Annotated in this window: 10 protein-coding genes and 2 tRNA genes; 6 read left to right on the forward strand and 6 right to left on the reverse strand. The window is 70.5% G+C overall.

From position 1 onward, the window contains the following. A partial coding sequence (locus tag AOK23_RS24120; protein ID WP_338056510.1) for a S16 family serine protease occupies positions 1–349 on the forward strand: 349 nt, incomplete at its 5' end. An 89-nt stretch (positions 350–438) separates the two neighbouring features. Here AOK23_RS24120 and AOK23_RS24125 read toward each other — a convergent pair. After that, positions 439–981, reverse strand: coding sequence for a PPA1309 family protein (locus AOK23_RS24125; RefSeq protein ID WP_055714755.1), 543 nt, complete (start codon positions 979–981; stop codon positions 439–441). A 164-nt stretch (positions 982–1145) separates the two neighbouring features. On the opposite strand from AOK23_RS24125, the gene AOK23_RS24130 reads away from it, so the two are divergent. The 4 genes from AOK23_RS24130 (at position 1146) to AOK23_RS24145 (ending at position 6757) form a co-directional block, all read left to right on the forward strand. After that, positions 1146–4109 (forward strand): UPF0182 family membrane protein, encoded by a 2964-nt coding sequence (locus tag AOK23_RS24130; protein ID WP_055714756.1) that lies wholly within the window; start codon positions 1146–1148, stop codon positions 4107–4109. Positions 4110–4153: 44 nt separating this feature from the next. Beyond that, a tRNA-Met gene (locus tag AOK23_RS24135) sits at positions 4154–4227 on the forward strand. Between the two features lie 171 nt (positions 4228–4398). Then, entirely contained in the window at positions 4399–6561 is a 2163-nt protein-coding gene (locus AOK23_RS24140; protein WP_206336278.1) for a tetratricopeptide repeat protein, read from the forward strand. 122 nt (positions 6562–6683) lie between these two features. After that, positions 6684–6757 (forward strand) — tRNA-Met (locus tag AOK23_RS24145). Positions 6758–6922: 165 nt separating this feature from the next. Here the strand turns inward: AOK23_RS24145 and AOK23_RS24150 are convergent. The 3 genes from AOK23_RS24150 to hisN all read right to left on the reverse strand — a co-directional run bounded on the left by AOK23_RS24150 (position 6923) and on the right by hisN (position 8995). Beyond that, entirely contained in the window at positions 6923–7339 is a 417-nt protein-coding gene (locus AOK23_RS24150) for a Fur family transcriptional regulator (protein WP_055714757.1), read from the reverse strand. Between the two features lie 269 nt (positions 7340–7608). Further along, positions 7609–8001, reverse strand: a complete 393-nt coding sequence (locus AOK23_RS24155; RefSeq protein ID WP_055515600.1) for a CBS domain-containing protein — start codon at positions 7999–8001, stop codon at positions 7609–7611. Between the two features lie 193 nt (positions 8002–8194). Then, positions 8195–8995: a histidinol-phosphatase gene (hisN, locus tag AOK23_RS24160; protein ID WP_055539793.1), complete on the reverse strand. Its 801-nt coding sequence runs from the start codon at positions 8993–8995 to the stop codon at positions 8195–8197. 257 nt (positions 8996–9252) lie between these two features. Here hisN and AOK23_RS24165 point away from each other — a divergent pair, with 257 nt between their 5' ends. Then, on the forward strand, positions 9253–9873 hold the full coding sequence (locus tag AOK23_RS24165; RefSeq protein WP_055714758.1) for a TetR/AcrR family transcriptional regulator: 621 nt from the start codon (positions 9253–9255) through the stop codon (positions 9871–9873). A 245-nt stretch (positions 9874–10118) separates the two neighbouring features. Here AOK23_RS24165 and AOK23_RS24170 read toward each other — a convergent pair whose 3' ends face one another. Further along, positions 10119–10442 (reverse strand): DMT family transporter, encoded by a 324-nt coding sequence (locus AOK23_RS24170; protein WP_055523585.1) that lies wholly within the window; start codon positions 10440–10442, stop codon positions 10119–10121. Between the two features lie 162 nt (positions 10443–10604). Then, positions 10605–11311 (reverse strand): ribosome small subunit-dependent GTPase A (gene rsgA, locus AOK23_RS24175; protein WP_055714759.1); only part of this gene is annotated, 707 nt, incomplete at its 5' end.

Here is an 11311-nt window from a genome sequence, read left to right on the forward strand (position 1 = left end):
CGCCGACGTCGGCGGCCCGAGCGCCGGTCTGATGTTCGCCCTCGGCATCTACGACAAGCTGACGCCGGGCAATCTGACGGGCGGCAAGTTCGTCGCCGGCACCGGCACGATCGACGACAACGGCAAGGTCGGCCCCATCGGCGGCATCGAGATGAAGACGGTCGGCGCGCGCGGCAAGGGCGCCCAGTACTTCCTGACGCCCAAGGACAACTGCGCCGCGGCCGCCAAGGACACCCCCGACGGACTCACCCTCGTCAAGGTCGACACCATCGAGGACGCCCTCGGCGCCCTGAAGGACATTCGCTCCGGAGACACCTCCGACCTGCCGAAGTGCACCACCAAGGGCTGACGCCCACGCGGGCTTGGGGGCGCTCTGTCACCAGGAGGCGCCCCCGCCGCCGTAGGGCGGAGGTCCGCCGCGCGACGGCCTCCGAGTGATCAGTCCGCGAACGTCGCCGTCAGCGCCTCGGCCAGTCCCGGCACCAGCTCGGGGCCGGTGAGGACCTCGGTCTGGGAGTCCTTCTCGCGCAGGCGCAGCGCGGAGTCGCGGGAGCCGTCCCGCAGGACCGCGACCGTCATACGGACCTCCTGACGCTCCGGGTGGGAGGCGACCCACTCGGTGAGCCGGGCCCCGTCGAGGTGATCCGGGACGGACGCCTCGACGGACGGCGGCAGCATCAGCCGCTCCACGGTCAGCGCGCAGCCGACCACCGCGTCGGGCCAGGCGATCGTGCCGAGGAACTCGTCCAGCGCCTTGCCGGTGGGGATCTCGTCCTGCTCGATCGGGGTGAGGCCGCTGGTCTCGGACTCCTCCTCCAGACCGAGCTGTGCCGCGAGCGCGGGCTCCTGGGCCTTGAGGCGCGCGGTGTCTACGAGGGCGAAGAGGCGAGCGGGCTGGTCCCAGCCGAGGCCCGAGGCGTACTCGTCGATCTCGAGTACGGCCCGGGTGAGCGGGTTCGCTGCCATGGGAGTGTTGGACATGGTCACAATCCTGCCTCGTTCGTTACCCGAAGCGGGAACCGAGTAAAGCGTGAGTAAGTTGCAATAGGTGAGGCTCCTACGACCAGGGGGCCCGCTGAAGGGTCCGTAGACGCGGTCCCGACATGTCGACAGCGATTTTCGAGGTGCACACCTTGGCTTTCCAGATGCCGGACCGCGGCGGAGGCCCGACGGGGCCGCGGATCAGAGTCGGCCGACCGTCCCGGCGCGTCCGGACCCTGCTCATGACGCTGGGCGTCCTTGCCGCGCTCGGCATGGCGTTCGTCATGTTCGCGGGGTTCTGGACGGACTGGCTCTGGTACCGGTCGGTGAACTACTCGTCCGTCTTCACGACCACGCTGTGGACGAAGATCGGGCTCTTCTTCGTCTTCGGTCTGCTGATGGCGGCCGCGGTCGGCTTCAACATCTGGCTGGCGCACCGGCTGCGCCCGCCGCTGAGTGCCATGTCGATGGAGCAGCAGAGCCTCGACCGGTACCGCATGGGCATCGCGCCCTACAAGAAGTGGCTGCTCCTCGGGATCACGGCCCTGGTCGGCCTCATCGCCGGCGCCTCCGCCTCCGGGCAGTGGCGTACGTGGCTGATGTGGGTCAACGGCGTGTCCTTCGGTCAGAAGGACCCCCAGTTCGACCTGGACGTCTCCTTCTACGCCTTCGACCTGCCCTGGTACCGCTTCCTGCTCGGCTTCGGCTTCGCCGCCGCCGTGCTCTCGGTGATCGCCGCCGCGCTCACCCACTACCTGTACGGCGGCCTCAGGGTCACCTCCCCGGGTGCGCGTGCCACGGCCGCGGCCACCGGGCACCTGTCGGTGCTCCTCGGTATCTTCGTCGCCCTGAAGGCGGTCGCGTACTGGCTCGACCGGTACGGCCTCGCCGTGAAGTCCAGCGACTTCAAGGCGACGGGCAACTGGACGGGCCTGAGGTACGTCGACGCGAACGCGTATCTGCCGGCCAAGACCATCCTCTTCTGCATCGCCGTCATCTGCGCCCTGCTGTTCTTCGCCACGATCTGGCGGCGCACCTGGCAGCTGCCCGTCATCGGCTTCGGCCTGATGGTGCTCTCCGCGATCCTCATCGGCGGGCTGTACCCGGCGATCGTGCAGAAGTTCCAGGTCCAGCCGAACGAGCAGGCCAAGGAAGCGCCGTACGTCGAGGAGAACCTGAAGGCGACCCGCCAGGCGTACGGGATCGACGGCACCACGGTCCAGGAGTACTCGGGCACGGGCGACACCACCGACAAGACCAAGCTGCGCAAGGACGCCGACGGCGCCGCCAGCATCCGCCTGCTCGACCCGAACATCGTCTCGCCGACGTTCCAGCAGCTCCAGCAGATGAGGAACTACTACGCGTTCCCCACCAACCTGGACGTCGACCGGTACAGCGGTGAGGACGGCGCGGAGCAGGACACGGTCATCGGTCTGCGCGAGCTGAACCTGGCCGGCATCCCGAAGAACAACTGGATCAACGACCACTTCCGCTACACCCACGGCTACGGCGTCGTCGCCGCCAAGGGCACCGAGGCCACCTCCGGCGGCCGCCCGGTGTTCACGGAGTCCGACCTGCCGTCCAAGGGCACTCTGGGCGAGTACCAGCAGCGCATCTACTACGGCGAGAAGACCACCCAGTACTCCATCGTCGGCGGTCCCCAGAAGGAGATCGACTACTCCGACGACAGCGGTGAGAAGACCACCAGCTACAAGGGCGACAGCGGGATCAACCTCTCCAACCCGATCAACCGGGCGGCGTACGCGGCGGCGTTCAGCGAGCCGCAGATCCTCTACTCCGGTGCCATCGGCGAGGGTTCGAGGATCCTGTACAACCGCACGCCCAAGGAGCGCGTCGAGGCGGTCGCCCCCTGGCTGACCATCGACGGCGACGCCTACCCGGCCGTCGTCGACGGGAAGATCCAGTGGATCGTCGACGCGTACACGACGACCAACGGCTACCCGTACGCCTCCCGCACCACCCTCGGTGACACGACGGCCGACTCGCTGACCGCCGACAACAGTCAGCGCGCGGTGGTGGCGCAGCAGAACCAGGTCAACTACATCCGCAACTCGGTGAAGGCGACCGTCGACGCGTACACCGGTGAGGTCAAGCTCTACCAGTGGGACACCAAGGACCCGGTCCTGAAGACCTGGATGAAGGCGTTCCCGGACACGGTGGAGCCGAAGACGGCGATCTCCAAGTCGCTGGAGGCCCATCTGCGGTACCCGCAGGACCTGTTCAAGGTCCAGCGTGAACTGCTCACCCGCTACCACGTGAAGGACGCGGAGACGTTCCTCAGCGGCAGCGAGGTGTGGCAGGTCCCGGACGACCCGACCAACACCTCGGGCAACGCGGTGCCGCCGTACTACCTGAGCATGAAGCTGCCGGGTCAGCAGGCGCAGGCGTTCTCGCTGACCACGACGCTCACGCCGAACGGCCGCGACAACCTGAGCGCCTTCGTGTCGGTCAACGCCGAGGCGGGGACACCGGACTACGGCAAGATCACGGTCCTGAAACTGCCGACGAGCGAACCGATCGACGGCCCCAAACAGGTCCAGAGCCAGTTCAACTCCGAACAGGACATCGCCGAGACCATCAGCCTCCTCAAGAGAGGTGACTCACAGGTCGAGTACGGCAACCTCCTGACGGTCCCGCTCGACGGCGGACTGCTCTACGTGGAACCCGTCTACGTGCGAGGCGGCGGCCTCAAGTACCCGCTGCTGCGCAAGGTTCTCGTCACCTACGGCGGCAACACGGCCTTCGAGGACACCCTCGACGCCGCGCTCAACAAGGTGTTCGAGACGGCGGGTCCGACCCCCGAGCCCCCGGCGGACGACGGCGACGAAGGCACCGACGAGCCGCCGACGTCCGGCGACCCGACGGTCCAACAGGCGCTGCAGGACGCCCAGAAGGCGTTCGACGAGGGTCAGAAGGCCCTCAAGGACGGCGACTGGGAGGCGTACGGCCGCGCCCAGCAGGACCTCGAGGACGCGCTGAAGCGGGCCGAGGACGCGCAGTCCAAGGCCGACGGGGCCGGCGGCACCGGCGGCAGCGAGAACGACGACAAGGGCGACCAGGCCGACAAGAGCGACAAGGACGCCGACAAGGGCTCCGGGAGCGGGTGATTCAAGGCTTCACCCCGCGCCGTGATACGGTTGCCGAGCAACGGCGCGGGGTGGAGCAGCTCGGTAGCTCGCTGGGCTCATAACCCAGAGGTCGCAGGTTCAAATCCTGTCCCCGCTACTGAAGTTGAAGGCCCGGATCCTCCAAAGGATCCGGGCCTTCGACGTGTTGCCTGGGGACATGAGGAGATCTGTGTTTGACTTGTCGCTCTGTGGGCAAGTCGACAAAACGCTGTAGTGACCTCAATGGCTGCGGTATACCAGGTGTACCCAGGTTGCAGGTGGTGCGACGATGGACGTTATGGGGGACAAGGCAACTCTGTTGGAGACAGGGCGGTTTGCGCAGTCTGTCGATGTTGCGCTGTCTGCCGACCTCGTGCTGCCCGCGGAGTCCGAGCCGTCGGGGGAGTCCGTCCTGACCACCGAGCCCGAGATGACCATCGGCCGTCCGCGCCCCGCGGGTGACTCCGCGCAGGCAGCGGACCCGGACGAGGCCGGGGAAGCCGTCGAGGAGGCGCGTCAGCGGCTCGCCGCCGAAGCCGGTGACTCCGAGGCCATGAGCGTCCTCGGAGCCATGCTGCTGCGTCGCGGCGACCTCGACGGGGCCGAGCCGTACCTGCGTGCCGCCACCGCCGCCGGGGACCGCGCGGCCGCCAACAACCTGGGCGTTCTGCTCCACCAGAGGGGATACCCCGACGACGCTGCCGGATGGTGGCGGATCGCCGCCGTCGCCGGTTCCGCGGCCGCCGCCCACGCGCTCGGACGGCACCACCGTGAGCGCGGCGACGAGCCGGCCGCCGAGTACTGGCTGCGCCAGTCCGCCGAGCAGGGCCACGCTCTCGGCGCGTACGCCCTCGCCGACCTGCTGGAGCACCGCAGCGACGCCGCCTCCGAGAAGTGGATGCGTGTCGCCGCCGAACGCGGTCACCGCGAGGCCGCGTACCGCCTCGCCCGGACGCTCGACCATCGCGCCGAGCGCGAGGAGCGCGCGGCCGTCCGCGAGGGGCGGAGGATCGCCCGCGCCGCCCTGGAGATCGGCGGCGCGAGCCGCGAGGTCGTCCGGGACACACGGGACGCACGGGACGGACGGGCCGCTCGGGACGCCAGCGAGGCCGCACGGGACGGTCGCGACGGCGGACGGGGCGGCCGGGGCATCGCGGTCCGGGAAGGGCGGGACGGCGTACGCGAAGGGCGTTCCGCCGCGCGAGCGGGGGAGCCGGGGGCTGACAACGGTGTCGCGCCGACCGCCGCCGAGGAGGCCGAGCAGTGGTACCGCCAGGCCGCCGCGCGCGGTCACCGGCGGGCCGCGCTGCACCTCGGCGCGATCCTGGAGCGGCGCGGCGAGCTCAAGGAGGCCGGGCGCTGGTACCTGACCTCCGCCAAGGACGGCGAGCCCCGGGCCGCGTGCGCGCTCGGGTTCCTGCTGCGCGACGCGGGCGACACCGAGAGCGCGGCCGTGTGGTGGCTGCGGGCCGCCCAGGACGGCGACGGCAACGCCGCGAACGCCCTCGGGGCGCTGCACGCCGAGCGCGGCGAGACCCAGACCGCCGAGCGGTGGTACCGGGCCGCGATGGACGCCGGTGACGTGAACGGCGCGTACAACCTGGCGCTGCTCTGCGCCGAGCAGGGGCGGACCGCGCAGGCCGAGCAGTGGTACCGCCAGGCCGCCTACGCCGGTCACCGGGAGGCGGCCAACGCGCTGGCCATCCTGCTGCTCCAGGTCGGAGACGCGGCCGGTGCCGAGCCGTGGTTCTCCAAGGCCGCGGAGGCCGGCAGTGTCGACGCCGCGTTCAACCTCGGGATCCTGCACGCCGGGCGAGGCGACGACGTGACCGCGCTCGTCTGGTACGAGCGGGCGGCCGCCGCCGGGCACACCGAGGCGGCGCTCCAGGTCGCCATCGCGCGCCTGCGGGAAGGGGACGAGCGGGCCGCCGAGCGGCATCTGCGGTGTGCCGCCGGCGGGGGCAGCGCGGAGGCCGCGTACCGGCTCGCCGCCGTGCTCGACGCGCGTCGGCCGCCCGCGCCCGCGCATGAGCTGGGGGAGCCGGTGCGCGAGAAGAACGAGTGCGAGGAGTGGTACGAGAGGGCCGCGTCGCAGGGGCACCGGCGGGCGCAGGTGCGCGTCGGGATGCTGGCCGCGGGGCGGGGTGACGTCGTCGAGGCGTCGCGGTGGTACCGCATCGCCGCCGAGGCCGGTTCGCGGAACGGCGCGTTCAACCTGGGGCTGCTGCTGGCGCGTGAGGGGAGCGAGCCGGAGGCCGCCGTGTGGTGGGCCCGGGCCGCCGACGCGGGGCACGGGCGGGCGGCGCTGCGGCTCGCCCTCGTCTACGCGCGTCGGGGTGAGCTGGTCGAAGGGAAGCGATGGGCCGACCGTGCGGTGGCGCTCGGGCCGGCCGAGGTCACCGAGCGGGCGGCGCGGCTGCGGGACGCACTGCGGCAGGAGCTGTCGGCGTAGGAGCCGGTGGCGCGGGCGGGGCACGGGCAGGACGCCGTAAGGATGTGACGCCCGTGCGTCCCGTCTCGACACTTAAGCGATTTGCGCTGGTCGACGGGGCCACGTAAGGTTGCGTTTACCGACGCGGGGTGGAGCAGCTCGGTAGCTCGCTGGGCTCATAACCCAGAGGTCGCAGGTTCAAATCCTGTCCCCGCTACTGAAGGCCGAAGGTCCGGAACCGATGAGGTTCCGGGCCTTCGGTGCGTGAGGCCACGGCCGAGCACGAGGATCCCGCGGCCGAAGAACGGCGAAGCCCCCGGCAGAGCAGATCCACCGGGGGCTGTCGTGTGGTGTGGTGCGGTGTGAAGCGAAGTGGTGAAGCCTACGCCGTCGCGCAGTTCGGGCAGACGCCTCGGTAGGTCACCTCGACGTCGGAGACGGTGAAGCCGAAGCGCTCCGAGGAAGGCAGGTCCGCCAGAGGGTTGCCGGTGGGGTGGACGTCGCGGATCGTGCCGCACCGGGCGCACACCAGGTGGTGGTGCGGGCGGTGCGCGTTCGGGTCGTACCGCTTGGCGCGCTTGTCCGTGGCGACCTCGAGCACCTCGCCCAGGGAGACCAGCTCACCCAGGGTGTTGTAGACGGTCGCCCGGGAGATCTCCGGCAGCTTGGCCACAGCGCGCGCGTGTACCTCGTCGGCCGTCAGATGCACATGCTCGCCGTCGAGGACCTCGGCCACGACACGACGCTGCGCGGTCATGCGCCATCCGCGTCCGCGCAGCCGCTCCAGAAGGTCACTCATACAGGTCAGCGTAACAGCAAGGGGGACAGATTCCGAACGGGTGTGACTTTGGAATAGGCATTGACTTGGACTTTGTCCAATGTAGGATCTGGGGCGTAAAGCGGTGCTGTGAGGCCGTGTTGACCTCGGCCGGAGAGCGGCGGACGGCACCGCCCGGACCTCGACAAGCGCCTGGTGGGCCGCTGTCCAGGCTCTGTGCGGTCGGTCAGGGTTGGACCGCTTGTCGTCGGGACGGGCCGGGACTCCTTGGGGTCCCGGCCCGGTCGGGGTCACGCGGGCGCGTGCTGTCGCGCCGGGGCCCAGCAGCGGATGATGTCGCGGACGGAGACGATGCCGACGGGTGCGGCCTCGTCGAGCACGATCAGATGCCGGAAGCCGCCGTGCGCCATGGCGCGGGCGGCGTCTTCCAGCGTCCAGGACGGCGCGGCGAAGACGACGTCGTTGGTGGTGTGGGCGTGGGCGCGCTCGATGTCCGGGCTCTGGCCCAGACCGACGGAGTTGAGGACGTCGCGTTCGGTGAGGATGCCGAGTCCGCCGGCGTCGGGATCGAGAACCACGGCCGCGCCCACGCGGCGTGCGGACATCAGGGCGGCGGCCTGGCGGAGCGTGTGATCGGGGCCGATGGTGAGAACCACCGTGCTCATGGCGTCGCGGACGAGCATGGAGTGCGGTCACCTCCTGGAGAACCATGGCAGTCGTCATGACGGCGCATCGGCGCGCCTGTTGAGCACTGCACAAGTTCACAAGTGGGGGGACTGCCAGCTTCCCAGGCAAAGAGAGGGTCAACAAGGGGGCGCGCGTGGTCAGTTCAGGGGCGCCTCGGGATCACTCCACAGCCGCACGCGCACCAGCGATTCAGTAGCGCTGGTTCAGGTACCCCAGCAGTTCGTCGTGGAGCAGGCCGTTCGAGGCTGCCGCGTTGCCGCTGTGCGGGCCGGGGCGGCCGTCGAGTCCGGTGAAGGTGCCGCCGGCCTCGGTGACGATGATCGCGTTGGCGGCCATGTCCCACAGCGACAGCTCGGGTTCGGCGCACAGGTCGATCGCGCCCTCGGCCACCAGCATGTACGGCCAGAAGTCGCCGTACGCGCGCGTGCGCCACACCTCGCGGGTCAGGTCCAGGAAGCCGTTCAGGCTGCCGCGGTCCTCCCAGCCGCTGAGCGAGGAGTACGCGAAGGACGCGTCTGACAGCTTCGAGACACGGGAGACGTGGAGGCGGGAGGACGAGCTGAGGCTGCGGCCGGTGAACGCGCCGTGGCCCTTCGCCGCCCACCAGCGGCGGCCGAGGGCGGGCGCCGAGACCACGCCGACGACGGGCTGGTAGCCGCCCTCGCCCGCCTCCATCAGCGAGATCAGGGTGGCCCATACGGGCACGCCCCGGACGTAGTTCTTGGTGCCGTCGATCGGGTCGACGACCCAGCGGCGGGGGCCGGTGCCCTCGACGCCGTACTCCTCGCCGAGGATCGCGTCCCGGGGGCGGGAGCGCTGGAGATGGCCGCGGATGAGTTCCTCGGCGGCCTTGTCGGCCTCACTCACCGGAGTCATGTCGGGCTTCGTCTCCACCTTGAGGTCGAGGGCCTTGAAGCGGGACATGGTGCTCGCGTCGGCGGCGTCCGCGAGGACGTGGGCGAAGCGGAGGTCGTCGAGGTAGTCGGCCATGGTGCGAACGGTATCCGCCGAGGTTGGTGCGGGGCCATAGGGGGCCCGGGGCAGGAGCGCCTGGAGGAGTGCGGGGCGCCCCCGGGGTGCGGAGTGGCGCAGTGCGGGTACCTGACGCCGACGGGATCCTCCGGGTGTTCCGTCGGCCCGCGCATGTTGGCCGGAGTGCGCCCGTAGGCGCTCTCGCGAACCCTTGACAGTGGGTTGATGCGCGTCAAATCTGAGGGCCAGAGCCGCCCGCTCGTATCAGGGAGGCGATGATGCCTGCAGCGCGGGAGTCCTTGTTGGACGCCGCTTACACGGCGCTGGTGCGCCGCCCGTGGTCCACCGTGCGGATGGTGGACGTGGCGGCGGTGGCCGGAGTGTCACGCCAGACGCTGTACAACGAGTTCGGCAGCAAGGAAGGGCTCGCCCGGGCCCTGGTCCGCAGGGAGGCGGACGGCTATCTCGCAGGGGTCGAACGGGCGTTGGCCACCCCCGTGGACAGCCGGGAGAGGCTCGCCGCGACCGCCGAGTGGACCGTGGCGGTCTCCCGGAGCAATCTGCTCGTACGGGCCATGCTCACCGGCTGCTGGAGCGAGCGCCTGCCGGCGCTCACGCTCTCGGCGGTGCCCTCGTCCTCCGTGGTGCCCGCGCAGCGCCGCGCGGACGGGCCGTTGCCCGCGCCCTCGGACTTCGTGGCGCTGGTGCGCGACCGGGCCGTCGCCGCACTGTCGCCGCCCGGCACCGCCAGGGCGGACACGGTGGAGCTGGCCCGTTCCTGCGAACTCGCCGTCCGGCTCGCCCTGTCCTGCGTCGCGGCGCCCCCGCGCGAGGGCGGGGTCACCGATCTGGTGCGGACCGCACTGCCACGCCAGCTGAGCAGGCCCCTTGTCTAGTGCTGTGACCGGAAAGGTTCACCGGCTCGCGACGCCCGGCACGGCACCTCGCGGCGTTGTCGCATGACCCGAGTACATCCAGTACGCGGGTCATGCTCCGCCTTGCGAGGCACCGCACCGGACGCCGCGAGCTTTCCGGCAAACCTTTCCGGTCACAGCACTAGCCGAGGCGCCGGTCCCCTACTGCCTCGATGCGCCGAGGCGGGGGTCCGCCAGTGCGTCGATGCGCTGAGCGCGCGGGTCCGTCAGTGGGCCGAGCCCGAGAGTTGGAGGCCGACGACGCCCGCGATGACGAGGGTGATCGAGACGATCTTCAGGGTGGACACCACGTCGCCGAGGAAGATCATCCCGTAGATCGCCGTGCCGGCCGCGCCGATGCCCGTCCAGACCGCGTAGGCCGGGCCGACGTCGAGCTTCTTCAGGGAGAGGGTCAGCAGGCCGAAGCTGCCGAGGGCGAAGATGCAGAAGGCGACGGTGGGCCAGAGTCTGGTGAATCCGTGCGAGAGCTTCAGACAGACGGCGAAGCCGGTCTCCAGCAGACCTGCCACGACCACCAGCAGCCACGCCATGTCTCGTCCTCCCGTGTCCCCACGTTCCGTGACCGCTTCGTCCGATCTCGCCCGATCTCTTCAGGTCTCATCTGGTCTGGATCAGACTTGGTGCGATTATGCACTTACCGGGTGGAGGGGGGCGCAAACAACGCGGAGGTCAGTCGCCTTCCCGTCGGCGGGTCAGTCGCCTTCCCGTCGTTCGCGGGTCGATAGCAGTCGGCGCAGGGAGTACAGCCGCGCCGGGTCCGCGTGCCCGTCGGCGACCCACTGGTCCAGCGCGCAGTCCTGCTCGTCGTGGCTGCACGCGCGCGGACAGCCCTCGGTGCCGGCCTCCAGGTCGGGGAAGGCGTGGATGACCCGCGTCGGGTCGATGTGGGCGAGGCCGAAGGAGCGGACGCCGGGGGTGTCCACCACCCAGCCGCCGTCGGAGTCCGCGAGGGGCAGCGCCAGCGCCGAGGTCGTGGTGTGCCGGCCGCGACCCGTCACCGCGTTGACATGGCCGGTCGTCCGGCGCCGGTCCTCGGGGACGAGCGCGTTGACCAGGGTGGTCTTGCCCACGCCCGAGTGGCCCACGAACGCCGTGACCTTGCCGTCGAGGTGCGCGCGCACCCGGTCGGCCGCGCCGCCCTGCTCCAGCTCCTCGCGGCTCGTCACCACGAACGGGATGTCGAGGTCCCCGTACAGCTCCAGGAGCTTGTCGGGTGAGGCGAGGTCCGACTTGGTCAGGACGAGGAGGGGTTCGAGGCCGCCGTCGTACGCCGCGACCAGACAGCGGTCGATCAGCCGGGGGCGGGGCTCGGGGTCGGCGAGGGCTGTGACGATGGCGAGCTGGTCGGCGTTGGCGACGACGACGCGCTCGTACGGATCGTCGTCGTCGGCGGTGCGGC

This window comes from Streptomyces torulosus, from assembly GCF_001419765.1.
Classification (GTDB): Bacteria; Actinomycetota; Actinomycetes; order Streptomycetales; family Streptomycetaceae; genus Streptomyces; species Streptomyces torulosus.

Coding starts and splice junctions, on each gene's coding strand:
- AOK23_RS24125 (WP_055714755.1), bottom strand. CDS start 981: ATGTCCAACACTCCCATGGCAGCGAACCCGCTCACCCGGGCCGTACTC.
- AOK23_RS24130 (WP_055714756.1), top strand. CDS start 1,146: ATGCCGGACCGCGGCGGAGGCCCGACGGGGCCGCGGATCAGAGTCGGC.
- AOK23_RS24140 (WP_206336278.1), top strand. CDS start 4,399: ATGGACGTTATGGGGGACAAGGCAACTCTGTTGGAGACAGGGCGGTTT.
- AOK23_RS24150 (WP_055714757.1), bottom strand. CDS start 7,339: ATGAGTGACCTTCTGGAGCGGCTGCGCGGACGCGGATGGCGCATGACC.
- AOK23_RS24155 (WP_055515600.1), bottom strand. CDS start 8,001: ATGCTCGTCCGCGACGCCATGAGCACGGTGGTTCTCACCATCGGCCCC.
- hisN (WP_055539793.1), bottom strand. CDS start 8,995: ATGGCCGACTACCTCGACGACCTCCGCTTCGCCCACGTCCTCGCGGAC.
- AOK23_RS24165 (WP_055714758.1), top strand. CDS start 9,253: ATGATGCCTGCAGCGCGGGAGTCCTTGTTGGACGCCGCTTACACGGCG.
- AOK23_RS24170 (WP_055523585.1), bottom strand. CDS start 10,442: ATGGCGTGGCTGCTGGTGGTCGTGGCAGGTCTGCTGGAGACCGGCTTC.